Origin of the sequence: Shewanella electrodiphila, from assembly GCF_023283985.1 — a bacterium.
GTDB lineage: Bacteria > Pseudomonadota > Gammaproteobacteria > Enterobacterales > Shewanellaceae > Shewanella > Shewanella electrodiphila.
The window spans coordinates 473,229-499,312 of sequence record NZ_JAKIKU010000004.1; the positions used below are offsets into that span (position 1 = coordinate 473,229).

24 protein-coding genes are annotated in these 26,084 nt (G+C 42.2%); 7 read left to right on the plus strand and 17 right to left on the minus strand.

Annotated features, from left to right (window positions below):
• Positions 1-232: 232 nt before the first annotated feature.
• From L2737_RS10215 to L2737_RS10225, 3 genes are all read left to right on the plus strand, one after another.
• Positions 233-3,055 carry a M16 family metallopeptidase gene (locus L2737_RS10215; RefSeq protein ID WP_248955649.1) on the plus strand — a complete coding sequence of 941 codons (2,823 nt, stop codon included), beginning with the start codon at positions 233-235 and terminating at the stop codon, positions 3,053-3,055.
• Between the two features lie 82 nt (positions 3,056-3,137).
• The gene (locus L2737_RS10220) at positions 3,138-3,605 is read left to right on the plus strand and encodes a DUF4920 domain-containing protein (RefSeq protein WP_248955650.1); all 468 of its coding nucleotides are present in this window, start codon (positions 3,138-3,140) and stop codon (positions 3,603-3,605) included.
• Positions 3,598-4,176 (plus strand): PepSY-associated TM helix domain-containing protein, encoded by a 579-nt coding sequence (locus L2737_RS10225; RefSeq protein ID WP_248955651.1) that lies wholly within the window; start codon positions 3,598-3,600, stop codon positions 4,174-4,176. The genes L2737_RS10220 and L2737_RS10225 overlap by 8 nt, the downstream gene beginning before the upstream one ends.
• Positions 4,177-4,321: 145 nt before the next feature.
• Here L2737_RS10225 and L2737_RS10230 read toward each other — a convergent pair whose 3' ends face one another.
• The 3 genes from L2737_RS10230 to dnaB form a co-directional block, all read right to left on the minus strand.
• Entirely contained in the window at positions 4,322-5,644 is a 1,323-nt protein-coding gene (locus L2737_RS10230) for a BamA/TamA family outer membrane protein (protein WP_248955652.1), read from the minus strand.
• Positions 5,645-5,716: 72 nt separating this feature from the next.
• Positions 5,717-6,796, minus strand: coding sequence for an alanine racemase (gene alr, locus L2737_RS10235; RefSeq protein WP_102528001.1), 1,080 nt, complete (start codon positions 6,794-6,796; stop codon positions 5,717-5,719).
• A gap of 134 nt (positions 6,797-6,930) precedes the next feature.
• Positions 6,931-8,340 carry a replicative DNA helicase gene (gene dnaB / locus L2737_RS10240; protein WP_102528049.1) on the minus strand — a complete coding sequence of 470 codons (1,410 nt, stop codon included), beginning with the start codon at positions 8,338-8,340 and terminating at the stop codon, positions 6,931-6,933.
• A 130-nt stretch (positions 8,341-8,470) separates the two neighbouring features.
• Between dnaB and L2737_RS10245 the strand changes: the two genes are divergently transcribed.
• Entirely contained in the window at positions 8,471-10,669 is a 2,199-nt protein-coding gene (locus L2737_RS10245) for a S46 family peptidase (protein ID WP_248955653.1), read from the plus strand.
• 234 nt (positions 10,670-10,903) lie between these two features.
• Here L2737_RS10245 and rplI read toward each other — a convergent pair whose 3' ends face one another.
• Genes rplI through rpsF form a run of 4 tightly spaced genes read right to left on the minus strand, consistent with a single transcriptional unit; the run spans position 10,904 to position 12,339 of the window.
• Positions 10,904-11,356, minus strand: a complete 453-nt coding sequence (gene rplI / locus L2737_RS10250) for a 50S ribosomal protein L9 (RefSeq protein ID WP_102528003.1) — start codon at positions 11,354-11,356, stop codon at positions 10,904-10,906.
• A 28-nt stretch (positions 11,357-11,384) separates the two neighbouring features.
• Entirely contained in the window at positions 11,385-11,612 is a 228-nt protein-coding gene (rpsR, locus tag L2737_RS10255) for a 30S ribosomal protein S18 (RefSeq protein WP_055023454.1), read from the minus strand.
• 12 nt (positions 11,613-11,624) lie between these two features.
• Positions 11,625-11,927 (minus strand): primosomal replication protein N, encoded by a 303-nt coding sequence (priB, locus tag L2737_RS10260; protein WP_102528004.1) that lies wholly within the window; start codon positions 11,925-11,927, stop codon positions 11,625-11,627.
• A gap of 7 nt (positions 11,928-11,934) precedes the next feature.
• On the minus strand, positions 11,935-12,339 hold the full coding sequence (gene rpsF, locus L2737_RS10265; protein WP_055023456.1) for a 30S ribosomal protein S6: 405 nt from the start codon (positions 12,337-12,339) through the stop codon (positions 11,935-11,937).
• Between the two features lie 339 nt (positions 12,340-12,678).
• Here rpsF and L2737_RS10270 point away from each other — a divergent pair, with 339 nt between their 5' ends.
• Positions 12,679-13,422, plus strand: a complete 744-nt coding sequence (locus L2737_RS10270) for a DUF481 domain-containing protein (RefSeq protein ID WP_102528005.1) — start codon at positions 12,679-12,681, stop codon at positions 13,420-13,422.
• 71 nt (positions 13,423-13,493) lie between these two features.
• On the opposite strand, the gene rlmB is transcribed toward L2737_RS10270, so the two are convergent.
• The 8 genes from rlmB to zapE all read right to left on the minus strand — a co-directional run bounded on the left by rlmB (position 13,494) and on the right by zapE (position 21,630).
• Positions 13,494-14,234 carry a 23S rRNA (guanosine(2251)-2'-O)-methyltransferase RlmB gene (rlmB, locus tag L2737_RS10275; RefSeq protein ID WP_229371098.1) on the minus strand — a complete coding sequence of 247 codons (741 nt, stop codon included), beginning with the start codon at positions 14,232-14,234 and terminating at the stop codon, positions 13,494-13,496.
• A 4-nt stretch (positions 14,235-14,238) separates the two neighbouring features.
• Positions 14,239-16,719, minus strand: coding sequence for a ribonuclease R (rnr, locus tag L2737_RS10280; protein WP_248955654.1), 2,481 nt, complete (start codon positions 16,717-16,719; stop codon positions 14,239-14,241).
• Positions 16,720-16,761: 42 nt separating this feature from the next.
• The gene (locus L2737_RS10285; RefSeq protein ID WP_102528008.1) at positions 16,762-17,373 is read right to left on the minus strand and encodes a tetratricopeptide repeat protein; all 612 of its coding nucleotides are present in this window, start codon (positions 17,371-17,373) and stop codon (positions 16,762-16,764) included.
• 239 nt (positions 17,374-17,612) lie between these two features.
• On the minus strand, positions 17,613-18,908 hold the full coding sequence (locus L2737_RS10290) for an adenylosuccinate synthase (protein WP_102528009.1): 1,296 nt from the start codon (positions 18,906-18,908) through the stop codon (positions 17,613-17,615).
• A gap of 67 nt (positions 18,909-18,975) precedes the next feature.
• On the minus strand, positions 18,976-19,164 hold the full coding sequence (locus L2737_RS10295; RefSeq protein WP_102528010.1) for a DUF2065 domain-containing protein: 189 nt from the start codon (positions 19,162-19,164) through the stop codon (positions 18,976-18,978).
• 157 nt (positions 19,165-19,321) lie between these two features.
• Complete coding sequence (gene rpsI / locus L2737_RS10300) at positions 19,322-19,714, minus strand: 30S ribosomal protein S9 (RefSeq protein WP_102528011.1); 393 nt, start codon at positions 19,712-19,714, stop codon at positions 19,322-19,324.
• A 15-nt stretch (positions 19,715-19,729) separates the two neighbouring features.
• Entirely contained in the window at positions 19,730-20,161 is a 432-nt protein-coding gene (rplM, locus tag L2737_RS10305; protein ID WP_102528012.1) for a 50S ribosomal protein L13, read from the minus strand.
• A 356-nt stretch (positions 20,162-20,517) separates the two neighbouring features.
• Complete coding sequence (gene zapE, locus L2737_RS10310; RefSeq protein ID WP_102528013.1) at positions 20,518-21,630, minus strand: cell division protein ZapE; 1,113 nt, start codon at positions 21,628-21,630, stop codon at positions 20,518-20,520.
• A gap of 237 nt (positions 21,631-21,867) precedes the next feature.
• Here zapE and L2737_RS10315 point away from each other — a divergent pair, with 237 nt between their 5' ends.
• Both L2737_RS10315 and degS read left to right on the plus strand, forming a co-directional pair.
• Positions 21,868-23,220 (plus strand): DegQ family serine endoprotease, encoded by a 1,353-nt coding sequence (locus L2737_RS10315; protein WP_248955655.1) that lies wholly within the window; start codon positions 21,868-21,870, stop codon positions 23,218-23,220.
• Positions 23,221-23,337: 117 nt separating this feature from the next.
• Positions 23,338-24,420, plus strand: coding sequence for an outer membrane-stress sensor serine endopeptidase DegS (gene degS / locus L2737_RS10320; RefSeq protein ID WP_102528015.1), 1,083 nt, complete (start codon positions 23,338-23,340; stop codon positions 24,418-24,420).
• Positions 24,421-24,553: 133 nt separating this feature from the next.
• Here the strand turns inward: degS and murA are convergent, their stop codons facing one another.
• Both murA and L2737_RS10330 read right to left on the minus strand, forming a co-directional pair.
• Positions 24,554-25,813: a UDP-N-acetylglucosamine 1-carboxyvinyltransferase gene (gene murA / locus L2737_RS10325; protein ID WP_248955656.1), complete on the minus strand. Its 1,260-nt coding sequence runs from the start codon at positions 25,811-25,813 to the stop codon at positions 24,554-24,556.
• A gap of 15 nt (positions 25,814-25,828) precedes the next feature.
• Positions 25,829-26,080, minus strand: coding sequence for a BolA family protein (locus L2737_RS10330; protein ID WP_102528017.1), 252 nt, complete (start codon positions 26,078-26,080; stop codon positions 25,829-25,831).
• Between the last annotated feature and the right edge of the window lie 4 nt (positions 26,081-26,084).

Here is a 26,084-nt window from a genome sequence, read left to right on the forward strand (position 1 = left end):
AAGTCGCAAAACATCCGAGTAGCGCATTAGCAAACTTTTTAGTTTACCAAAGCGCTGAACTCCTTTTATTAAAACGGCGTTATTAAGCTTAATTAGCCTAATTACTATTTTGTGTTCCAGATTTAATTGATAGCAATCACTGCAAATAAGATGCAAACCCTATCAACAATATTTCTGGTTCTTTTTTAACTCGTTCGTAAACCGAACATAACTTTCTCCTAATGTGCACTCAATGAATGAATACAGAAAAATGCTGACGAGCTGTGCTCGTCTTATCGCTTGTATTGTTGTCTTCGTAAGCGTGACTTGTTCAGCCCAATACCAATGGGATCCTGCTTTAACAACTGGAAAATTAGACAATGGTCTGCAATACGTTATCTACAACAGTGATAAAAATACTGATCCTTTTAATATACGCTTAATTGTTAATGCTGGCTCCGTAGACGAAAACCAACGTGCTGGTGTTGCACATATGCTTGAGCATATGGTGTTTCACAAAACGCAGGCTCATCCAGAAGGCATTCACAACTATCTCGAAAAACTGGGCTGGAAAACCGGTTTGCAAGTTAATGCAATGACTCGTCAAACTGAAACCCAATATATGATCCGTACTCGGCCAAATGATGCCTTAGATATGCAAGGTTCACTCTCATTAATGGCACAACTTGCAGGCCATGCCACCTTAGATGAGGCTGACTGGCAGCGAGAGCGTGGGGTAATTGTGGAAGAATGGCGCCAAGGAAATGGACTCGCTGGCGAAGTCAACCAGCTGAAAAAAGCCGTTGTTCGCAATAACTCTCGTTATGTAGATCGCCCTACCATTGGTACTTATAAATCCATTAAAAAAGCAGATATCAGTGAGTTAAGAGATTTTTACAACACCTTTTATGTCGCTAGTAACATGCAACTAGTGATCTCAGGTTATCTCGATACCGAGAAAACCGAACGTGCGATTGAAAGCGCCTTCGGTACTTTACCTTCTAAACCAAAGCCTAAGCGCGACTATGTTGCTTTGCCTTTATCCCCTAAGCTATATATCGATAAAGTACAGCACCCAAAAGGCAGCACTTCCATGGTAGTTTATGGACTGCGGATACCAATGCCTGATCGCATTACAGAGCAAGGACAGTATGCGTACCTACAAAACTACTTTTTACGTAAAATGATGCGAAATCAGATTAGACGTAATCAAACGCTAGTAGAATCAGATGACATTGAAAGCCTCAGCTTAACTGTCAAAGAGCCAACAAACAATCGCCTGATTGTTGCTATCGCCTCACGTACTCATGACCATGACTTAGGCCTTAACGTTGTCGCGACTGAACTGGCTCGGTTATATCGTGATGGTCTAGATGAGCAAGAGTTTACGCAAATGCGTGACAAAGCATACGAGATTACTAAACGTAATATCGAAGCCGCAAAGCATCGTGATTTTGCCGCTTGGGAAGATAAAATTACTGAAGCGTTTATACAAGGCAGCTTGCTTGAATCTCCGCTAACGCGTAGCGAACGCACTCAACAATGGTTAGATAAAATAACCTTTGAGGAGCTTAATAAACGCATGCGTGAAATACTCGATGCTGATGATAATTTTCTATATTTTCAAGCAGCTGGCGACCAACAAATCACCTTACCAACAGCAGCAGAGGTACGTCAGTTACAAGCCGATATTCAGACAAATATCAACATGCTTGAAAAAAGCGTTTTGCTAGCCGATGTCAAACCAAAAACAGAACAGAGTTTAAATACAGACTCTGAGGTAACAATACCTGAACTGCCAAAGGTGACGACAAAACCAGGTAGCTGGTACCCGCTTGAGTCTGAGCAGTGGCAGTATCAACAGCAGACATTAACCTTAAAAAAATACCAGCTAAGCAATGGTGATCAACTGCTATGGCTTAACAAGTCCACCCCAGATAATAAACTGTACATCAAGGCGTTAACTCAAGTCGGCTTTCAAAATGACGCGATGCCAGTATGGCTTGCACAAACCAGTATACAATTATGGGAGCAAAGCGGTTTACCCCAATGGTCTGAAGCTGAGTGGCAACAATGGCAGCAAGACAAACCTCGTTGGCAATGGGAGTTTAAAGCTAATGAGCTGGATTTAGCTGCCGTGATAGCACCAGAGCAATTTGCAAACTTAATGCAGTTATATCACTTACGCATGAATGCAGGTATTGATAACAATGCCTGGGATTCAGTTAAAGACGCAATTGTTGAACAGGCAAATCGAGTTCAACCAAAATCGCAATTTATAAACCAACAACGTTTTGGTGAATCAATGCTTGATGGGGTAAACCAAACAGAAGTTGATGCCTTAAGCCAAGCAAAGATTGAAGAACAAGCTAAAGCTATCATTAATCAACCTGTTACTTTCTATATTATCGGCGAGCTATCGCAAACGGATTTAGAGCAGCAAATGAGTCAATCATTGGCAAATATCACTCGCAAAGCAAGTATTGATAACCACACCAATAAGCAACTTGCAGCTAAGCGTGTTGAGTATATTCAAGCCCATGATCTGCAAAAAGCTGAGATTAGCCAATACGGATACTTACCGATGCAATGGACGCCTGAAAATGCATTCTTAGTATCTACACTGACACCGATTGCGAAAAAAATGCTCAAGAAAAAACTAAGACAAGAACTTGGCGGTATTTATTCGATTAAGTTTGAAATGCGCTTAGACCCGCAGCACAACAGAGTCGAAACAGAAGTGCACTACACTTGCGCCCCTGAAAGAGCTGATGAGTTACTTAAAGCTACTAATGAAGTACTTAACGACCTTTCATCAGCGATTGCGAAGCAAGATTTACAGCGCATTGTCGATGATATCTACTTCGCTGAAAAAAACCGCAACAACAATGCCAACACATGGTTAAGAAGGCTTATCTTATCTGACAAACGTTATAAGAACGCTAGCTATATCCAACGTTCAGGGCAATTACATAAGCAAGTCACCCTTGAAGGGTTGCAAGTACTGGCAAAGCAGATTTTTCCATTACCGCATCGATTGACCTTTATCGATATGCCCGGAGGAAAGAAATTATAAATGATGTTTCGGCCATCCAATGTTGAGGTGGTCGAACGATTGATTTGAACTACTGACTCAAACATAATTTTAAGGACAATACATGAAAACGAAACAATTTATCGCCGCGGCAATTTTACTTGGTTCTTTAGTAGGCACTAGCCAGGCAGCAACAGACTTTGGTGAAGGCGTGAACCGAGACTATCTAGTTCCAGTATCAATTTTGATGGCTTCGCCAGAAGATTACCTTGAAAATGCCGTCACTATTGAAGGCACCATTGTCGGAGTCTGTGAGCACCGAGGTTGCTGGATGACCATTGCCTCAGACAAGCGATTTCAAACATTGCGAATAAAAGTCAAAGACGGCGAAATGGTATTTCCACTGACCGCTCGTGGTAAAAAAGCCTTAGCAACGGGTCAACTTCAAGCACTAAGGTACGACCTTGAGCAAACACGTGAAATTAAGGCCCACTATGCCAAAGAAGCTGGAGAAGCATTCGATGCTGCATCAGTAACCGAACCGATGACCATGTACCAACTGGTACCGACAGGAGTCAGTATCCTTGATTAAATGGTTTAAAAGCATTAACTGGTATCGCCTTAATCGCAACTTACACCGTGATATTGGATACTTTTGCATTGGATTTTCAATCATTTTCGCGGTATCTGGGATTGCGGTTAATCATATTGCAGACTGGAACCCTAATTACGCTGTAGAAAGGCAGACTAAGCAGGTTGACGACAGTGACTGGTTAACACTGGATGATCAGCAGATTATCCAGCGTATGCAAAGTAGCTTTGACTTAACGCAGGCAGTAAAGTCGAGCTTTTGGCAAAACAAGAACCAGTTTGAAGTTTTTCTAGATGACGGTGACACGTTATTTTGGGATAGACGACAACATCAGGTGAGCTATCAAGATATTGAGCCGAGAGTGATTCTTCAAGCTTTGAACAAGTTGCATTTGAATGAAACACGCAATGCTTGGGTGTATTTTTCTGACTTGTTTGCTGGGATGCTGATATTTCTGGCGTTGTCAGCCTTGTTTATGGTCAAAGGAAAACATGGACCAGCCAAGCCGAAATCAATTGTGCTGATGAGTTTAGGCGTATTCATCCCCGCCTTTTTCTTATTTTTATCCTGACACATGCTTTATAAAAAATGTTTATTGGGCTCTTACTTAAAGAGCTCAATAGGTATTAACATTAAGAAAAAATTGAATTAACCAGATAAACACAGCTATAAAAATATATGTAAGGTCGGCTAAGTAAAAAACGTATTATATTGAATTAAAAAGGCTGATTAACCATTACCCAAAACTGGCTTTCATCACCACCAGTGACAAAATCACTTCTGATAACAATATCTTCAACTTCAAAACGGACACTCACACCATAAGAGGTTTTCATGTCTTTGTGTAAGTCATCAAGGCTAAACTCGTCGGTCACATTTCCTGCTTCAATCAATAATGCCCACTGCCACCAAGGCACATCATATAAATTAAACACTGGTAAATTTTGTAGTGGCTGCCAACGAGGAGTCATACGATATTCAAGCGCATAATTGACCGCGCTTCTTCCAGTAAACTGCTTCGAGTCATAACCTCTTAACCTATCAAACCCACCGAGTGAAACGCCTGCAAAGGTTGGGGGGCGCTGGTAACTTTGGCTATCGCCATCAAAGCTATTCCAACTTGGTGTATCGGCAATATAGACGTTGGCGGCGAGTACTTGTTCTTCAAACCAGCCATTACTTCCCAGTGACATAAAAGCACTTTGTTCAAATTCCCACATAAACCAACTTGGGTTATCGCTTACTTCACTGCCAAGCGTTAATGTAAGATTGGTTTGTCCGCCCTCTGAACTGTTATTCATTGAGTCACGATTATCCCAATCTAAAGCCAGCTCTATGCCATTTGCTTCATCAGGTAAATAATCCAGCGTTTCAAGTTCGCGATACTTATTAAAGGGCGTCAAACTTATCGATGTGACACCTGACTCTAGTGGATTCCAGCTTATTGCATTTTTCTTTCTGGCTAGAGACGCTGCAGCGCCGTTTGCCCCGCCAGCCATCGGCAAAACATATTTAATATGTAATTTTGAAAAGCCTTCATCGCCTACACTGATTATGCGTTCAGTTTCAGTCTCGGTGTTTGCTTGCGGGAGATAGTATATGCCTTGCTCATAATGGCCACGAAATAACTCCGCGCTGAATAACCATTGATCGAGTTTGGGAATTTGATAATTGTAGAATCCAGCATAACTTAGCCAGCTGTCATTGGCTGAATATAAACCTATACCCAGTGCAACGGCTTGAGCTTGCCCAGCATGCTTTATGACACCTGCACCACCAATTGTTGTACTCAACGTTTCAGTTGAAAATATAATAGGCACAGCAACAAATTCAGCATCATAACTGTCGGCTGAATTCTTGGCTTGTTTATTCTTTTCTAACTCAACTGACGTTGATGTTGTTTGCTTATCGTCGCCCGCAATGTCAACAGATACAATAGTATCTTCTGACATAAGGCTTTGAATAGGCTGTGTTTGAGCAAAGGCCCAACCACTATAAATAACGCAGTAAGTCACTAGCGCGGCTTTATACAACTGCACTCAATCTTCCTTCTAATACAAGACACTGTTAAACGTGTGTAGCCTTGCAACATCTAGATGCCCCTAAGGGCTTTATTCTTGTAAATCGACAACCACTCGTGGGGTGAGTTTGGTCACGAGTTCGTAAGCGATGGTACCAATATGTTCAGCGACCTCTTCAACGGCTAGTGCTTGTCCCCATAACTGTACAAGATCACCAACTTGATCTGTCGCTTCTGCGCCTAAATCAACCGTTAGCATGTCCATCGATACGCGGCCAACAATCGGCACTCTTCGACCATTTAACCAAACAGGCGTTCCTTCAGGTGCATTACGGGGATAACCATCACCATAACCAATCGCGACCACACCTAATTTAGTGTCTTTATCGGCAGTCCAATGCGCACCATAACCCACACTTTGACCCGCTTTATGCTCACGAACAGCAATCAAATTAGATACTAACTCCATCGCAGGTTGTAAACCGTGATGGGTCCCCTTATCCCCAAATACAGGAGAAACCCCATATAAAGCAATACCAGGTCTTATCCAATCACATTGGCTTTGAGGCCAAAATAAGGTACCCGCTGAATTTGCTAAAGTGCGGTCCCCAGGAAGATCAGATATGAGTTGAGTAAAAGCATCCATTTGTTGCTGAGTGAGATTATTGTCAGGCTCATCAGCACAGGCAAAGTGTGTCATTAAATGAACCGGCTTTTTCACGTTGGGGCAATCAATTAAACGCTGGTATACATCATCGAACTGTTCTAAGCCAAAACCCAGTCGATGCATACCTGAATCCACTTTGAGCCACACGGTGATAGGAGCTGATAATGTCGAGTTCTCAAGCATCTCAAGCTGAGATTCATGATGAACTACGGTGTCGATTTGATGCTGTACTAATAACGGGAGATCTGTCTGACGAAAGCAACCTTCAAGTAATAGCAGTTTCGCTTTCACCCCACCTTCACGCAATTGCAGCGCCTCCTCAAGCCTTGCTAAACCAAATCCATCGGCATTATCTACACACTGTGCAACATTCAGTAAGCCATGACCGTAACCATTAGCTTTAACCACTGCCATGACTTTACTGTTAGGAGCAATCTCTCTCAGCCTGACAAGGTTATCCTGTAAAGCCTGACGACTAATTTCAGCACGGGGAAACGGTTTCAAATAATTAACCTTAAATGACGAATATATTCAGGTGTTCTTCACCATGAAAACAAAAAATTGAGCCTCTGTTTCATTAACAGAGGCTTGTTTGATAATAGCAATTTATAGACACAATACTGATTTATGAAACAGGATTAATCTTCATCAAATATTTGCGTTCCTGAGTAATTATCAAAGCGCGAGAACTGGCCTTGGAAGGTCAAAGGCACTCGACCAATCGGGCCGTTACGCTGTTTACCAATAATAATTTCTGCGACACCTTTTTGTTCAGAATCATCGTTATACACTTCATCACGATAAATAAACATGATCAAATCCGCATCTTGCTCAATCGAACCAGATTCACGTAAATCCGAGTTAACAGGTCGCTTATCAGCACGTTGCTCTAGCGAGCGGTTAAGCTGTGAAAGTGCAATAACTGGAATCTCGAGTTCTTTGGCCAGAGACTTCAGTGAGCGAGAAATTTCTGCAATTTCTAAGGTACGGTTATCTTTTAATGAAGGCACTTGCATTAACTGCAGGTAATCGATCATGATCATCGATAAACCGCCATACTCACGGGCAATCCGTCGAGCACGACTGCGTACTTCTGTTGGGGTTAAACCAGAGCCATCATCAATGTACATCTTGCCTTGCTCAAGCATGATACCCATGGTCGATGACACACGAGCCCAATCTTCATCATCGAGCTGACCGGTACGAATTTTAGTTTGATCCACTCTGCCTAAAGACGCCAACATACGCATCATAATTTGTTCTGACGGCATCTCTAAACTGAAAATAAGTACCGGCTTATCCTCATTCATCGCAGCTTGTTCACACAGGTTCATCGCAAAGGTAGTTTTACCCATCGATGGACGCGCTGCCACAATGACCAAATCGCCAGACTGAAAACCAGCGGTCATTTTATCTAGGTCACTAAAGCCACTCGAAACCCCAGTTACACCGTTATGTGGGTTATTGTATAGCTGCTCAATTTTATCGACAGTCTTTTCAAGAATCGATTTAATCCCTTCAGGGCCCTCATTGGCATTCGCTCGCGACTCTGCAATTTTAAAGACTTTAGTTTCAGCTAAATCGAGTAAGTCACCTGAATTACGTCCTTCTGGGTTATAACCTGCATCGGCAATCTCATGGGCGACACCAATCATGTCACGCACAACCGCGCGCTCACGTACGATATCGGCATACGATAAAATATTACCTGCACTCGGGGTGTTTTTAGCAATCTCACCTAAATAGGCAAAACCACCGGCATCTTCAAGTTGATCTTCAACTTCAAGTCGCTCAGATACCGTAATCAAATCGATAGGTTGGCCGGTTTCAACAAGACGGCTCATCGCCGCATAAATCATTCGGTGAGAGCGAGAGTAGAAATCATCTGCCACGATAGCCTCTGAGACTCTGTCCCAAGCTTCAGCATCGAGCATCAAGCCACCTAAAACAGACTGTTCAGCTTCAATAGAGTGAGGCGGTAATTTGAGCGCATCAACTTGTGCATCTCTTAACCTTTCTTTAGCCTTAAAAGGACCTTTTTGTGACATTAAAACTCCCAATTCCCAACCTGTTTGTAAAATATGGTATAACACCGAGGTCATGCAAACATGTTGCACCTTAAAATGTGCAACATTACCGCTCATGCGGACTAACAATAATAATATTTAAGGAAAGAACATGCGTATTGCACTCGTTGCAGCCCTTGTGCTGTCTTCCGGGCTAGCCCATGCCGATGAAGGCCAATGGCAACCCTATCAAATGCCTTCTATCGCAGATAAATTAGCACAACGTGGCATCGAAATTCCTGCAAAACAACTTGCAGATCTAACCCAATACCCAATGAATGCGGTTGTCGGCCTCGGCTATTGTACCGCCAGTTTCGTTTCGCCCCAAGGTCTAGTTGTTACCAATCATCATTGTGCCTACCGAGCAATACAATATAACAGTAAAACAGAACATAATTACTTGGCCGATGGCTTTCTTGCCAATACTAAAGCAGAAGAACCTTCAGCTGGTCCAAACGAGCGATTATACATTACTGAAGCCGTAACGGATGTCACTAAACAAGTAAATGCCGATTTAAGTAATGAGCCGCTTGCGCGATACGAAGATATTCAATCAAACCGCAAAGCACTCATTAAAGAATGTGAAACCGATGAAAACTACCGCTGTTCGGTTAGTAGTTTCCATAACGGTTTAGAATATTACTTGATTAAGCAGTTAATCATTCGTGATGTACGCCTTGTTTACGCACCACCTGAAAGTGTTGGCGCATTTGGCGGCGACATCGATAACTACGAATACCCTCGCCACTCTGGTGACTTTACCTTCTTACGTGCTTACGTAGGTAAAGATGGCAAACCTGCCGGTTATGCTGAAGATAACGTACCGTTTGAGCCTAAGAGCTTTTTAAAAATTAATGCTGACGGCGTTAAAGCAGGTGACGGAGTCTTTGCTGCTGGTTACCCAGGTTCTACCAGTCGTTATCGCCTAACCAGTGAACTAGAGTTTGCCAGTGATTGGATGTATCCAACTTACGCCAAGCGCTATCAGCTACAAATCGACACCATTAATCAAATGGCGGCAGATAATAATACTATCGCGATAAAATATGCTGGCAGCCTTGCGTCAATGGCTAACCGTATGAAGAAACTTAACGGCTTGTTAGATGGCTTTAAAGCCACTGATATTGTCGGCATCAAGCAAGATCGTGAGAATGATTTCTTAGCTTGGTTGAAAAAAGACACTCAAGCAAACCAGAACTTAATCACTGAATTAGAAGCGCTGCTTGCCAAGCAGCAAACTCAAGTTCAAACGGATTACTTTTTCAATAATGCGCAATCAAGTTCGTTATTGTCAGCAGCGAAAAAACTGTATCGTTTAGCGAAAGAAAAACAGCTCCCTGACGCAAAACGTGAACAAGGCTTTCAAGAGCGAGACATGAAAATGTTCGCCGCTAACTTAACACGCTTAGAACGCAGTTTTGATGTATCTGTTGATAAAACGCTATGGCTTCAAGATTTAAATGCATACATGGCACAAAGCCAGCGCGTGGCAATTTTAGATGATGCACTGAATAAAATCTCTGATGCAGAGGCACTATCAGCGAAGTTAGATGGCTACTACGCTTTAACAGGTCTTACTGATAAAGAGCAACGACTTGCTTGGATGGAACAAGATGCACAAGCATTTGAAACCAGCTCTGATCCATTTATCCGTTTAGCTGTTGCACTGCACGACACCAATATGGCGCAAGAGAAAGCAGAAAACACATTAAAAGGTGAGTTGTCTACTGCACGCCCAGAATATATGGAAGCCATTATTGCTTACTACAAAGCCAATGATTGGCCTGTGTATCCAGATGCAAACCGAACCTTACGTATCACATACGGCATGGTTGATGGTTACCAATCAAGAGATGCCCTTTACAAGCAGCCGTTTACACGCTTAGAAGGCATTGTAGGTAAGCACACTGGTGAAGCGCCTTATAACGCGCCGAAGAAGTTATTAGATGCAATCGCAACTAATGACTATGGCAGCCATACTGTTGCGTCTGTCTATCAAGATCCTCGCTCATGGATTTGCAGCTTGTTCTCGTGTCTTGATAAACCAGAAGAGTTTAACTCAGTACCGGTTAACTTCTTATCAAGTGTTGATACTACTGGCGGCAACTCAGGTTCGCCGGTATTCAACGGTAAAGGTGAGTTAGTTGGTTTGAACTTTGATTCAACTTACGAAGCAATTACTAAAGATTGGTTCTTCAATCCAACCATTACCCGCGCAGTCCATGTCGACTTCCGCTATATCCTTTGGATGATGGATAAGGTTGATAACGCACACAACTTAATGGATGAGTTAGAGTTAGTCAGAGACTAATTCTCTTGTTCATGAAACAAAAGGCACTTTTATCAAAGTGCCTTTTTTATGCGTCTTTTTCATGAACTTTTTGCCTGAACTTTTTGCCAGAGTAAGTCTAGATTACTTTCGTCAAAATTACTTTCATTGCATTATTTCAAGTCAAAGTATGCAGCCCATCTCATTGCAATTTACATATTCCAGGCATAAAAAAACACCGCCAATTGGCGGTGTTTTCTTTAAAGCAAATTGCTATTAGTCTTCTGCAACAACAGAAACTTTAACAACAGCTTTAACTTCAGTGTGAAGCTGAACTTCAACTTCGAAGTCACCTAAAGTGCGTAAAGCACCTAAAGGTAGACGTACTTCAGCTTTAGCAAGCTCAACGCCAGCAGCAGTAACTGCATCAGCGATGTCGCGAGTACCAACTGAACCGAATAGTTTACCTTCGTCACCAGCTTTAGAAGCGATAACAACTGCTTCTAATGCAGCAAGCTTTTCAGCTCGTGCAGCACAAACACCTAATTCAGCAGCTAATTTAGCTTCTAATTCAGCGCGACGTGCTTCGAAAACTTTAACGTTTTCGTCATTAGCAACAACAGCTTTGCCTTGTGGCAAAAGGAAGTTACGTGCGTAACCGGCTTTAACTGAAACTTGGTCACCTAGGTTTCCAAGGTTAGCGATTTTATCAAGCAGAATAACGTTCATTATCTAATTCCTCTGATTAATACTGCGATTACTGATGTAAATCAGTGTAAGGCAGTAGAGAAAGATAACGAGCACGCTTAATCGCGCGAGCTAGTTGGCGTTGATATTTAGCACTAGTACCAGTGATACGGCTAGGAACAATCTTACCGCTTTCTGTTACGTAGTTTTTTAAAGTAACGATATCTTTGTAATCAATTTCTGCAACACCTTCAGAGGTGAAACGACAGAACTTGCGACGACGGAAATAACGTGCCATGTTGACAGTCTCCTAAGTTTTCAATTCGACATTTTCGGCGTGCATAACCAATTTATTTTGGCCATTTCGTCCTTGCTGCATAGAGATAAACCCTTCAACTTGGACCTGCACGCCTGCTTTTAATTCTTCTGTAACGCTATTAAAACGTTGTCCACTTAATATGACTTGGATGAGGCAATAAACGTTTCTCAACATCTGGCCTTCATACCGCTGCGCTTTGTGCTCTAACGTGATTACCTTATGTGGAATCCCGCTTGGGCTATCAAACCGCTTAGAACGAGTTATCGTTCCTGACAATACTAAGTGATTAACCACAGATTAATTATTCAGCAGATTCTTCAGCGCTTGCTTCAACTTCTTTTTCAGCAGCTGGTGCAGCAGTAGGAGCACGACGTGAATCACGCTCATCTTTTGCTTTAGCCATTGGAGAAGCTTCAGTAACAGCAGTTTTAGTGCGCATTACCATGTTACGCAGAACAGCGTCATTGAAACGGAAAGCTGTTTCTAACTCTTCGATAGACTCTGCAGTTGCTTCTACGTTCATAAGAACATAGTGAGCTTTATGTAGGTCTTGAATTGGGTAAGCCAATTGACGACGACCCCAATCTTCTAGACGGCTGATAGTACCGTTAGCATCAGTAATTACACTGCTGTAACGCTCGATCATACCTGGGACTTGTTCACTTTGATCTGGGTGAACCATAAATACGATTTCATAATGACGCATTTATTGCTCCTTACGGTTAATTAGCCTCACGTGTGGCTCAGTCAGACCAAGTTGGAGGCAAGGAACGAAATTAAATGACTGATTTGAGCGCGACATAGTACATAAACACAACAGCAAACTCAAGTAATACTTTGCCATCAAGTCTATTCGTTTAGTCTCTACTAAAAGTGAGACTGTCATTTAACTTAACAACACATAAATACGATATAAAAATGAATAACTTAACCCTTCAAGACAGTGTTTAAGTAACGGATTGCTTTGCAGCCTACACGAATACAGGTATTATGACGCTTCATCCGTATTCCAGGCGTTCCTCATAACAACCCATAGATAAGCGTAATGAATAAAGTCATCATTTTTACTTCTACTTTGCTCGCCTCATCTTCTGCATGGGCATTAGTACCACCAGATTACAAAGAGCCACCAAGTGACTTTAACGCTGAAATTGAAGCGGGAATGCAACTAAACACCGGTAACAACCAGTCGCAAAACTTCAATGGCCGTACTTACTTAAATTACGACACTGAAAAAGCCCGACAAGAATTAACCTTAAAAGCCTATTATGCAGCTGATGATGAATCGACGACAGCTGAAAAATATGATCTTTACGCGCAATCTAGTTATAAACTGGATAGCGGTTATGTATTCGGACGCGGGGAATTCACTTGGGATGATTTTGGTAGTTATACCAAACTGTCAACGATATCTGCTGGTTACGGTTTCGATATTATTTCCAATTACCAAACCAAACTCAGTTTAGAAGTGGGTCCTGGTTATCGTTATGATTTGCCTAAAGCCACCGATTCCGATTTAAATCCAGAAGCCAACCAAGACATCATTTTACGTACTGCAGCAAAGTATTCGGTCAAGCTACAGGAATATACCAGTTTAAATGCCGATCTCACCTCAGAAGTCGGTGAAGACAACAATACCCTGACTTTAGATTTAAGTTATAAAAATACCTTTTTACAGGATTGGGCATTTAAAATTGGCGTTAATGTTAAGTACACCGCCGTTGTTCCTGAAGACAGTTTTAAAACCGATACCATTACCACGTTTAACCTGCTTTATACTTTCCAGTAGCATTCAAATTCAAAGCAAATAAAAACGGGCATAAGCCCGTTTTTTAATGCTGATAATTTATCTTAGCAAGATTAGCCTTTACGCTGGCGCACCGCTTCAAATAAACAAATACCCGTTGCAACAGATACATTTAAACTTGAAACACTACCCGCCATTGGGATAGATACGATTGAATCACAGCTTTCACGTGTTAGGCGACGCAAACCTTTATCTTCAGCGCCCATTGCGATAGCAAGTGGACCTTTTAAGTCGGCTTGGTACAATTCACAATCTGCTTCACCTGCAGCACCAATAATCCACACACCTTTTTGCTGAATATGGCGCATAGTGCGGGCAAGGTTAGTCACTTGAAACAAAGGAACAGTTTCAGCTGCGCCACATGCCACTTTACTCACGGTTGCAGTCAAACCAACTGAATTATCCTTTGGTACAATAATACCTTGAACCCCTGCAGCATCCGCATTTCGCAAACATGCACCAAGGTTATGAGGGTCGGTAACACCATCAAGAATAAGTAGAAATGGCTGCTCTGTTTTTTCAAGCAAGGCATCTAAATCATTTTCAGTGAGTATTTTGGCTGGTTTCACTCGTGCGACAATACCTTGATGTTGGCTACTTGCTGATTTGTCGTCAAGTACCTTACGTCCAGAGCGCTGCACAGAAACACCATATTGGTTTGCAGTGTTAATTAATGGCAGTACACGTTCATCTTCGCGTCCCTGTACTACCCATAATTCAATCACACGCTCTGGTGCATTTCGTAGCAAAGCTTCAACAGCATGTATGCCAAAAATGATATCTTGTTTTTTCATTTACTTATTTTCTCTTACGCTTTGCTTTAGATGGTTTTTTTGCAGCTGTTGTAGCTGAACTGTTTACTGGTTTTTTAGATGATTTTCCTGCACTTTTTTTCTTAGCGCTAGATTTAGAACGTGGCTTTTTAGTACTTGGACTACGTTTTGCCCCACTTTTCTCATCTTTAGCATCAGAACTATCTTTACCCGCTCCTGACTTGCTTGAACCAGATTTTCCAGCCCCCGCTTTAGCGCCTTCAAGGTTAGCGCGTTCACGTGCTGTTAACGGTTTACGATTAGCTTTTTTACGGCTTTTCCCATGATCGCCAAGCATGATAAGGTCTATTTGACGATCATCCAAGTTAACTGCGGCCACTTTTACATTCACTTCATCGCCCACTTGATATACGTTCTTGGTGTTTTCACCAATCAAACGTTGACGCATTGGATCAAATTGGTAGTAATCACTGACTAAACTTGAAATATGCACCAAGCCATCGATGTAGAGATCTTTCAGCCTCACAAATAAACCAAAGCTTGTTACCGATGCGATAACGGCTTCAAAATCATCACCAACATGATCTTGCATGTATTCGCATTTAAGCCAATCAGCTACATCACGCGTCGCTTCATCTGCACGGCGTTCAGTCGTTGAACATTCTTCGCCTAACTTATCCAACTCTTCAAGGTCATAATGATAACCCCCTTCAGGAGTCCATTTATCCTTAACATTGCCATCTTGTGCAGCTAATAAATAGCGGATCACACGGTGCAACACCAGATCTGGATAGCGTCGAATTGGCGAAGTGAAATGCGAGTATTCGGTTAATGCTAACCCAAAGTGACCATCATCATCAGGGCTATATACCGCTTGGCGCATTGAACGCAGTAACATGATCTGAATCAGTTCCGCATCCGGTCTACCAGCAATTTTCAGCATCACATCTTGATAATCAGATGGTGTAGGTTCATCACCACCATTCATTGATAATCCGCGTTCAGCTAAAAACTCTTTAAAGTTTGCTAGCTTAGTTTCAGATGGCGCTTCATGCACACGATATAGCACTTCACCTTTATGTTTCTTCACAAACTTAGCAGAAGCGACGTTTGCGAGGATCATGCACTCTTCAATAATCTTATGAGCTTGATTACGTCCACGGGGCACAATCGCTTCAATCTTACGTTGTTCATTAAAGATGAACTGGGTTTCAACGGTTTCAAATGCAATTGCACCGCGTTCAGCTCTACGCTCGTTCAAAGTTAAATACAGAGACTGTAAACATTGAAGATGCGGGAATAGTGCTTCATGCTCAGGCGCGATTTCGCCGCCTTCGAGCATTGCTGCGACTTGGGTATAAGTAAATCTTGCATGTGAATGCATCACTGCAGGATAAAACTTATAGCCAGATAACTTACCCGCCGCTGAAATTGTCATTTCTGCGACCATACATAAACGGTCAACATGCGGATTAAGCGAACATAAGCCGTTGGAAATTTTCTCTGGCAGCATTGGAATAACTTGCGATGGGAAGTACACCGAGTTACCACGGGCACGCGCCTCTTCATCTAATGCAGAATCAGTACGCACATAATGACTCACATCAGCAATCGCTACCCATAAACGCCAGCCACCGCTAGGTTTTGTCTCAGCATAAACTGCATCATCAAAATCACGGGCATCTTCACCATCAATCGTCACTAAAGGTAAGTGACGTAAATCGACTCGACCTTGCTTATCAGACTCTGGCACTTCATCAGGAATGCGCTTGAGCTTTTTCTCAATCACTGATGACCATTTATGGGGTAAATCATAATTGCGCAGTGCAATTTCAATTTCCATACCGGGGGCCATCGTTTTACCAAGTACTTCTGTGACTTTCGCAGCGGCTTTAACAAAGCGGCCAGGTCTGCGAGTTAACTCAACTACAACCACGTCGCCTGCGCGAGCGCCATTGCTGTCTTCTTTAGCAATTAAGATTTCTTGGGTAATACGTCTATCATCAGCAATAACAAATGCCATGCCAGCATCAACGTGATAGCGACCTACTAATGGTGCTGCCCGTTGCTGAACTAGACGTACAATACGTGCTTCACGACGTCCACGACGATCTGAGCCCGCTTTTTGTGCTAGGACTTTATCGCCATGAAAATACATCTGCATATCGCGGTTATTAATAAATAAGTCATCTCCGCCTTCATCAGATTTAAAAAATCCAAATCCATCTCGGTGACCAATCACGCTGCCTGAAAGTAAATCCATCTTTTCAGGTAAACCATAGCTATGTCCGCGGGTGTAAACCAGTTGTCCATCACGCTCCATTGCACGCAAACGTCTTCTTAACGCTTCAAGATGATCTTCATCGACCATGTTTAATGCTGCGGCAATGTGCTCTCTAGTCACAGGTGATTTCTGGGCGCGTAAATACTCTAAGATGTATTCACGGCTAGGGATTGGGTTTTCGTACTTGTCTTGCTCTCTCTCAAAATGAGGATCGTTGATCATTCAATTTCCAAATAATTTACTCCAATGTTGGAGTATTAGCGTTTAGTGCAGCTGCGGCTGCTGTGCTCGCGCGACTATACTCGCGGGCATCTTAGCGGCTAATGTCTGCAATAATGAAGACGCTTTTTTCTGTGTCGCTTCATCATTAAATACGCTGTTATATAACCAATGGTAACCTAACTTGTAATCTACAGGGCTACCATAACCTTCGCCAAAAAGGCGAACTAACATTAATCGTGCTGGCACATCGCCATTCGCAGCAGCAGGCATCACATACTGCACTGCACGATTTTTATCTTTGACTACCATTTTACCGTGATAGTAATACTCGGCCAGTTTTAGCATCGCCTCTGCGCTACCTTGCTCTGCAGCAATTTGTAATTGTTTCATGCCTCTGGATGCATGCTGCGGCACACAAACACCATGATTAAGCATCTCACCCCATAAGAATTGATACATGGGCTGCTTTAGCACTTCGGCTCTCGCTTCGATGTCTTGTACTAGCTGGCAATCATCGGCTTTAACTTGCTGTAAATATTGATTCGTTCGGATCAATTTAAGTAATTGCTCATCATTATAAATATCCACTGAAGCCATTTCGGCAACGGTAATATATGGAATAAAACACAACAACAATAAACTTAAACGCAGCATAACGATTCTCAATGACACTTTAGTTACTCAATGCATCGGCATTATAGCTCAATTCTTGAGTATTAACTGCACAAACCGCAATTATTCAACACAATAGAAAACTGAATCGCTTGTATTAGATAGGAGAAAATGACGAAGGTAACTGGAGGATAACAGTGAATGTTCGATGTAAATTTTCAATCAATAAAACTAGGTCAACTACACAATAAAAAGGCCGCTAATTAGCGGCCTTCAATGTGTTAGTTAAATGGATTAACTAATACGATTGTTTCGTTTCTGTCAGGACCCGTTGATACGATATCAACTGGCGCTTCAAGTAACTCTTCGATACGCGCAATATAATTAAGTGCTGCTTGTGGCAGTTGCTCAATTGATGTCGCACCGAAAGTGGTTTCGCTCCAGCCAGGCATAGTTTCGAAAACAGGTGTTACCTGCTCGTAACCTTCAGCAGCTAAAGGAGTCACTGTTTCAACAGTTCCATCTGGATACTGGTAACCAACACAAATCTTAACTTCTTCTAGGCCATCTAGAACGTCAAGTTTGGTTAGACAGAAGCCGCTTACACTGTTGATTTGAACTGCACGGCGCATTGCCACAGCATCTAACCAACCTGGACGACGTTTACGACCAGTTGTAGCACCGAACTCTTGACCTTTATGGCCTAAGTAGTCACCAATCTCATTCTCAAGCTCTGTTGGGAATGGACCAGCACCTACACGAGTGGTGTAAGCTTTCATGATACCTAATACATAATCTAAGTGACGAGGACCAAAACCAGAACCAGTAGCTACGCCACCTGCTGTAGTGTTTGATGAAGTCACATATGGGTATGTACCATGGTCGATATCAAGTAATGTACCTTGTGCGCCTTCAAACAAGATTGGCTCACCCGCTTTACGGGCAGTATCTAGTAATTCAGTCACATCAGTACACATGCTTTTCAGATAATCAGCGATAGCTAATGCATCATCTAGCGTTGTTTGATAGTCAACAGCTTCACAATCATAGTATTCGGTTAGCATGAAGTTGTGATATTTCATCACTTCTTTTAGCTTAACAGCGAAAAGTTCAGCATTGAACAAATCACCTACGCGAAGACCACGACGAGAAATTTTATCTTCATAAGCTGGACCAATACCACGACCCGTTGTACCGATAGCTTGATTGCCGCGCGCTTTTTCGCGAGCCACATCAAGAGCACAATGGAAAGGTAGAATTAGTGGACATGCTTCTGAAATAAGAAGACGCTCTTCGACAGGAACACCACGCTCTTTAAGCATGTTGATCTCTTTCATCAAAGCATCGGGAGCGAGCACTACACCATTACCGATAATGCATTTCACATTGTCGCGTAAGATCCCTGACGGAATCAAATGAAGTACTGTTTTATCGCCGTCGATAACAAGAGTATGACCAGCATTGTGGCCGCCTTGGTAACGAACTACATATTTTGCCTGTTCTGTTAGAAGGTCGACAATCTTACCTTTTCCTTCGTCACCCCATTGAGTGCCGAGTACTACTACGTTTTTGCCCATCGTCTGCTGCAAGGTTGCGGTATAAAGGCGAATTTTAACAGATTTTTGGGGGTGTATTGCAAGTATTTTATGCGAAAATTATTAATAGTACTATGCCAGCAGACACCAATGATCCACCTAACCTCCTGAGAACATTCTTATTTTGGCTCGAAATCTCAGCTAAATATTTTTTCCATTGCTGCGGAAATAGTAACGGTCCAATCCCTTCTAAAACCAAAACTAAACCAATCGCAAACATCCACACTTGAAAATCCATCATTCATCCCACAATTTATTATTAACTCAACAACAGAACAGTGGCAACATCAAACAAATGAAACACCATTATCATTTTGTATCATAGCTGTATTTGATAAAAAAAAGGCAATAAAAAACCCAGCATATAGCTGGGCTTTTTGAATTCCAAAAACGAATTAACGTTTTGAGAATTGTGGCTTACGACGTGCTTTACGTAGACCAACTTTCTTACGCTCAACTTTACGAGCATCACGGGTAACGAAACCAGCGCCGCGTAAAGAAGGACGTAGAGCTTCGTCTAACTGAAGCAATGCACGAGTAATACCGTGACGAATTGCACCTGCTTGGCCAGTGGTTCCACCGCCTTTAACAGTTACATAGATGTCAAGTTTATCTGTCATTTCAACTAGCTCAAGTGGTTGACGAACAACCATACGAGCAGTTTCACGACCAAAATATACATCTAGTGGACGTTGGTTAACAACGATTTGGCCACTACCTGCTTTAGCGAATACGCGAGCAGTTGATGTTTTACGACGGCCAGTGCCGTAGTACTGAGTTGCAGACATTAGCTTACTCCCGGATTAGATATCAAGAACTTGTGGTTGTTGTGCAGCGTGGTTATGTTCAGCGCCAGAGTAAACTTTAAGTTTACGGAACATAGCGCGGCCCAAAGGACCTTTTGGTAACATACCCTTAACTGCTTTCTCGATAATCATCTCAGGCTTATGATCTTGCAGCTTTTCAAAAGTAATCTGCTTGATACCACCGATGAAACCTGAATGTGAGTAGTAAACTTTGCCTTTAGCTTTGTTACCAGTCACTGTAACTTTCTCAGCGTTAATAACGATGATGTAGTCACCAGTGTCAACATGAGGAGTATACTCTGGCTTATGCTTACCGCGTAAACGAGTAGCAATTTCAGTAGCGATACGACCTAAAGTTTTACCTTCAGCATCAACGACGAACCAGTCACGTGTGACTGTTTCTGGTGTAGCAGTAAATGTAGTCTTCATTTTACAAAAACCCAATGATTAAAATTCTGTCTCAATGCTGACTGCACATGCAATCAACACAATGACCATTTCAAAGCCCCTTCGAGCTGAAATTGGTTTAAATCTTCCACCCAAATTCGGTGGAGTAACGAGGGCAGGTGGCGGATTATAGACAAACTTGAGTTAAAAATCATCTAATTTTTTCATAATTATAAAAAAATCACCTATGAAGGTGATTTCTGGATTTTATGCTGAATATTCACTATCCCATCGACATGAGTTGTTCAATAAACACTCAACCCTATCAACTCAAATATAGCTAGCGAATAAGTTACCTATATAAGTAAACCTAAACAGCAATTTGATATATGCCCTATTTAAGGAAGATGCTCTAAAGTTAAATAGTCATGAGACTGCATTTCAATCAGTCTTGAACGGCAGCGCCTAAACTCAAAGCTTAATAAGCCATCGGTATAGATATCTTCTAATGAGACTTCTGCAGAAATAATCAGTTTTACATTACGTTCGTAAAATTCATCGACCATGGCCAAAAAGCGCCTCGCGATATCGTCACCTGTGGTTGAAGACCCCATTTGCTCGAGGCCACTCACTAAAACAGTGTGATACAGCCTCGCCACTTCCATATAGTCACGTTGCGAACGAGGACCATCACATAAGTCTCTAAAGTTAGCTAATAAGACACCTTGAGATTGTTGGCGAATAGCAATCTCACGGCCTTCAATTTCAATAGAACCTGTAAGCACTTCTGATTCTGGGGCGAGTTGACCAAAGTAAGTGATTAAATTGGTATCTGCTTGCTGATCTAATGGGAAATGATAAATCTCTGCTTGTTCAAGAGTACGTAAACGGTAATCAATTCCCGAATCGACATTTAATATTTCACAATGTTCATTAATCAGTTTAATTGCAGGTAAGAACCGTGCGCGTTGTAAACCGTTCTTATATAAGTCGTCAGGAATGATATTAGAGGTCGCCACTAAGGCAACACCTTCTTTGAAGAGATATTGGAATAAGGTGCCCAGTAACATCGCGTCGGTAATGTCTGAGACAAAAAATTCATCAAAGCAGATTATCTTATATTGCTGCGCCATTTTCTTAGCAATGCTAATGAGCGGATCTTGTACCCCTTCCATTTCACCGAGGTCATGATGCAACTGGTGCATAAAACGATGGAAATGTGCACGCAATTTTTTATCTGTAGGCAGTGCATCATAAAAGGTATCCATCAAGTAGGTTTTACCGCGCCCTACTCCACCCCATAAATACAGCCCTTGAATCGATGAGTCGGATTTTTTCAATCCTATCGCACTAAACAACTTGCCAATACCTGAAGGTTGGACATCGGCAGCAATGACTTCTTCATAAACCCGTTGTAGCGATTTTACCGCTTGCTCCTGTGCTATATCGTGAGAAAAACCATCACGGGTTAAATCTTGCTGGTAATGCTGCCAAGGGCTTAACTGCGACACAAGTACGACTCTCTTATACTGCTGAAAATTCGAAACAATCATAGCATGCAGCTACAATTGAGGTAACGTTTATAACTACAAAAAATTAACCTTTGTTAATATAGGCTGAACTTATTGAAACAGCGTAGACTCCGAGGTTATATATACCATGTACGATTATCAGATTAAATTTGATCAAAGGCGATAACTGTAAACTTTTACCGAGCCATGATTTAATTTTTCAAGGAGCAATAATTAATGAAGCCAAAATTAACTTTACTCTCAGCAGCAATTTTATCAGCCTCGCTATCTTTAATGCCGGCCTTATCACAAGCGGCAATTCCCCAAGCTGTTGATGGTCAAGCATTACCAAGCCTAGCGCCCATGCTTGAAAGAACAACACCTGCTGTTGTATCGGTTGCGGTAAGTGGTACCCAAACATCGAAACAACAAATCCCAGATGTATTTAAGTATTTCTTTGGCCCTAATGCGCCGCAAGAACAAGTCCAAGAGCGACCATTCAGAGGCTTAGGTTCAGGGGTTATTATTGATGCCAAAGAAGGCTATATCGTCACCAATAATCACGTCATTAACGGCGCAGATGAAATCAAAATTGGCCTACATGATGGACGAGAAATTGATGCTAAATTAATAGGCGCTGATCCTGAATCTGATATTGCGCTACTGCAAATTGAAGCAAAAAACCTAACGGCAATTAAACAGACTAACTCAGATGATATTCGAGTGGGTGACTTTGCTGTGGCTATTGGTAACCCATTTGGCCTTGGACAAACCGTAACTTCAGGGATTGTTAGTGCTCTAGGGCGTAGTGGCCTTGGCATTGAAATGCTTGAGAACTTTATTCAAACCGACGCCGCGATTAACAGCGGTAATTCTGGCGGCGCACTCGTTAATTTAAATGGTGAGCTTATCGGTATCAATACAGCAATCGTTGCACCAAGTGGCGGTAACGTCGGGATTGGTTTTGCAATTCCCGCCAATATGGTGAACAACCTCATTAATCAAATTATTGAGCACGGTGAAGTGAAGCGTGGCGTACTTGGTGTCACGGGGCGCGATTTAGATAACGAGCTAGCAAAAGCGTTTGGCCTTGAAACCCAACATGGCGGGTTTATCAGTGAAGTCATGCCTGATAGCGCCGCTGATAAAGCAGGCATAGAAGCTGGCGACATTATTGTTAGCGTTAATGGTAAAAAGATTAAAAATTTCCAAGAGCTTAGAGCCAAAGTAGCCACAATGGGCGCTGGTGCAAAAGTTGAAATTGGCATTATTCGTGATGGCGATGAAGAAACCGCGAACGTAGTTCTAGGTGAATCAACCTCGAGTTCAGGTTCTGCCGATGATGCCCTCCACCCAATGTTAGAAGGGGCAGAACTGAGTAATAGCCGTAAAGGTATCGAAATTACGAGTATTGCACAGGGCTCTCCAGCAGCACGAAATGGCCTTCAAGAAGGTGACTTAATTGTCGGCTTAAATCGCAGTAAGGTCAAAAACCTGAACGCGTTAAAAGAAGAGCTAAAGAATCCACAAGGTGCTGTTGCGTTAAAGGTGCTCCGCGATAACAAATTAATGTACTTAGTACTGAGATAAAGCCTTAAATTAAATCTTATTATCAAACATAAATTAAGCATTGTAGTTTGTCGCTACGATGCTTAATTTTTTTAGTCATGATAATATTTGCTCATCTTTCCTATATGTAGTCGACCAATGAACTTCAAAGACACTATTCTTTACTTAAGCAAGGCTGTGGTATTTGGTTTGGTCATGGCTGCTGTATTCTTATTTGTTAATTCCATTACTAACAACAATAGCTTCAATAACGGCTTAACGACGACTCAACATCATAATGAATTGTCATTTGCTAGCGCTGTACGTAGAGCCGCTCCAGCAGTTGTAAACATATACAGCTTAAGTTTAGATCAAAATAGTCCACTGAACTCAAGCTCACTCCAAGGCCTTGGCTCCGGAGTGATCATGAGCAAAGAAGGCTACATTTTAACTAACTACCACGTGATCAAAAAAGCCGATGAGATTGTTATCGCCCTGCAAGATGGTCGTAAGTTTACGTCTGAAGTTGTGGGTTCAGATCAAATCACTGATTTAGCGGTCCTTAAAATTGAAATTGATGGCGACAATGTGCCTATTGTGCCTATTAATCTTAATAACCCCGCACAAGTGGGTGATGTGGTTTTAGCCATTGGTAATCCATATAATTTAGGTCAAACCATCACACAAGGCATCATCAGTGCCACAGGTCGCAATGGCTTAAGCTCTGGTTACCTCGACTTTTTACAAACTGATGCAGCAATTAATGCCGGTAACTCTGGCGGCGCGTTAATTGATACTGGTGGTGAGCTTATTGGTATTAATACTGCTGCTTTCCAAATTGGCGCTGAAGGTGGTGGTCACGGGATTAACTTTGCTATTCCTATAAAGCTTGCCCATAGCATTATGGGGAAATTGATTACTAACGGCCGCGTGATCCGTGGTGCACTAGGTATTTCAGGCGAACCTTTGAGTCCTGTAATGGCGCAAATTCTCAACTTACCCGACCTTAAAGGCGTATTAGTCACAGGTGTTGATCCAAATGGCCCAGCATCAAAAGCAACGCTGCGTCCTCGTGATGTGATTATTCAATACGAAGAAGAAAGCGTACCAGGCGTTGAAATGTTAATGGATAGAATTGCTGAAACCACACCAGGTAATCAAGTGAATATCACTATTATTCGTGAAGGAAAACCACTAGAACTACCCGTTGTTATTGGAGAGAAGCTCCCTACTGATAGTTAATTTAAACTGGTTTATCCTCAAATAAAGCCTGCTCATGCAGGCTTTTTAATCACTCCAAATTCATGATGACTAAATATTAAGACATAAAAAAGCCGCTCAAAAAGCGGCTTTAGTTATCAATACAGATATTAGCTTAGCTAACGCGAACCACTTTGCCGCCTAAGCCTGCAAACTTATCTTCGATATGTTCATAGCCGCGATCTAAATGATAAATCCGATCGACAGTTGTGACACCATCAGCCATTAAGCCCGCAATCACTAAACTTGCTGATGCACGTAAATCCGTCGCCATCACTTGAGCACCATTCATGCGCTCTATACCTTTAATGATGCAAGTATTACCTTCAAGTTCCATCTCGGCGCCCATACGACTTAGCTCAGGTACATGCATAAAACGATTTTCAAAAATCGTTTCAGTCACATGACTGGTGCCTTCAGCTAATGCATTAAGTACACAAAACTGAGCTTGCATATCGGTTGGAAATGCAGGATATGGCGCTGTTTTAATATTAACAGCGACAGGACGTTTACCCTGCATATCAAGCTCGATCCAATCATCACCTGTGGTAATTTTCGCACCTGCATCTTCAAGTTTGGCAAGTACAGCTTCAAGTGATGAAGGGTCAGCATCAACACAACGAATACTTCCGCGCGTTACTGCTGCTGCAACCAAAAACGAACCGGTTTCGATTCGATCTGGCATCACTCGATGGTCACAGCCAGACAAGCGTTCAACACCTTCAATTTTTAGTGTTGCAGTGCCTACACCAGATATTTTGGCCCCCATGCTAATTAAGCAATGGGCTAAATCATTAATTTCAGGTTCACGCGCAGCGTTTTCGATGATTGTTTCACCATCTGCAAGTGTGGCGGCCATAAGTAAGTTTTCAGTCGCGCCTACACTGACCATATCCATAAAGATATGCGCGCCCTTAAGACGGCCATCAACACGCGCTTTGATGTAACCTTCTTTCACTTCAATCTTAGCGCCCATTTGCTCTAAGCCTTGCAAGTGAAGGTTTACAGGGCGGGCACCAATGGCACAACCACCAGGTAATGATACATCTGCAGTACCAAACCTTGCGAGTAATGGGCCTAAGATTAAAATAGACGCTCGCATGGTTTTAACGAGATCGTAAGGAGCACAAAACTCATTTAAGTTTTGAGTTGAAATACAGTACTTGCTGTCGCCTAACTCTTTCACTTCTGCGCCTAAACAACGCAATAACTTACACGTTGTATTGACGTCTCGAAGACTCGGTACGTTAGAAACGATAAAGTCAGTCTCTGCTAGCACACTTGCGAACAAAATCGGCAAAGCGGCATTTTTCGCCCCAGAAATGGTCACATTTCCAGAAAGCGGCTGACTGGCTTGAATTGTTAGTTTATCCACACTGACTCTCTGAAATTACATATTAAATAGTTTTTCACGCTTCCACTGTGTCGGCGTAAAAGTTTTGATGGTCAGCGCATGCAACTCACCACTGGCTATGAATTCATTCAATGGTGCGTAAATCGTCTGTTGTTGCTTTACTTTACTCATGCCATCAAAGCATTCGCCTACGGCAACGACCTTAAAATGACTACCGTCAGACGTGACATGAACTTCATCTACAGTGAGTGCGTCTGATAAAATTTGTTCGATTACTTTGCAATCCATGGAA

Coding starts and splice junctions, on each gene's coding strand:
- rpsI (WP_102528011.1), bottom strand. CDS start 19,714: ATGTCTGCAACTCAGTACTACGGCACTGGCCGTCGTAAAACATCAACT.
- L2737_RS10215 (WP_248955649.1), top strand. CDS start 233: ATGAATGAATACAGAAAAATGCTGACGAGCTGTGCTCGTCTTATCGCT.
- degS (WP_102528015.1), top strand. CDS start 23,338: ATGAACTTCAAAGACACTATTCTTTACTTAAGCAAGGCTGTGGTATTT.
- rpsR (WP_055023454.1), bottom strand. CDS start 11,612: ATGGCACGTTATTTCCGTCGTCGCAAGTTCTGTCGTTTCACCTCTGAA.
- L2737_RS10290 (WP_102528009.1), bottom strand. CDS start 18,908: ATGGGCAAAAACGTAGTAGTACTCGGCACTCAATGGGGTGACGAAGGA.
- L2737_RS10220 (WP_248955650.1), top strand. CDS start 3,138: ATGAAAACGAAACAATTTATCGCCGCGGCAATTTTACTTGGTTCTTTA.
- rplI (WP_102528003.1), bottom strand. CDS start 11,356: ATGAACGTTATTCTGCTTGATAAAATCGCTAACCTTGGAAACCTAGGT.
- L2737_RS10245 (WP_248955653.1), top strand. CDS start 8,471: ATGCGTATTGCACTCGTTGCAGCCCTTGTGCTGTCTTCCGGGCTAGCC.
- L2737_RS10270 (WP_102528005.1), top strand. CDS start 12,679: ATGAATAAAGTCATCATTTTTACTTCTACTTTGCTCGCCTCATCTTCT.
- rpsF (WP_055023456.1), bottom strand. CDS start 12,339: ATGCGTCATTATGAAATCGTATTTATGGTTCACCCAGATCAAAGTGAA.
- dnaB (WP_102528049.1), bottom strand. CDS start 8,340: ATGTCACAAAAAGGTCCTTTTAAGGCTAAAGAAAGGTTAAGAGATGCA.
- L2737_RS10330 (WP_102528017.1), bottom strand. CDS start 26,080: ATGGATTGCAAAGTAATCGAACAAATTTTATCAGACGCACTCACTGTA.
- L2737_RS10295 (WP_102528010.1), bottom strand. CDS start 19,164: ATGGATTTTCAAGTGTGGATGTTTGCGATTGGTTTAGTTTTGGTTTTA.
- rnr (WP_248955654.1), bottom strand. CDS start 16,719: ATGATCAACGATCCTCATTTTGAGAGAGAGCAAGACAAGTACGAAAAC.
- rplM (WP_102528012.1), bottom strand. CDS start 20,161: ATGAAGACTACATTTACTGCTACACCAGAAACAGTCACACGTGACTGG.
- rlmB (WP_229371098.1), bottom strand. CDS start 14,234: ATGAAAAAACAAGATATCATTTTTGGCATACATGCTGTTGAAGCTTTG.
- L2737_RS10285 (WP_102528008.1), bottom strand. CDS start 17,373: ATGCTGCGTTTAAGTTTATTGTTGTTGTGTTTTATTCCATATATTACC.
- L2737_RS10315 (WP_248955655.1), top strand. CDS start 21,868: ATGAAGCCAAAATTAACTTTACTCTCAGCAGCAATTTTATCAGCCTCG.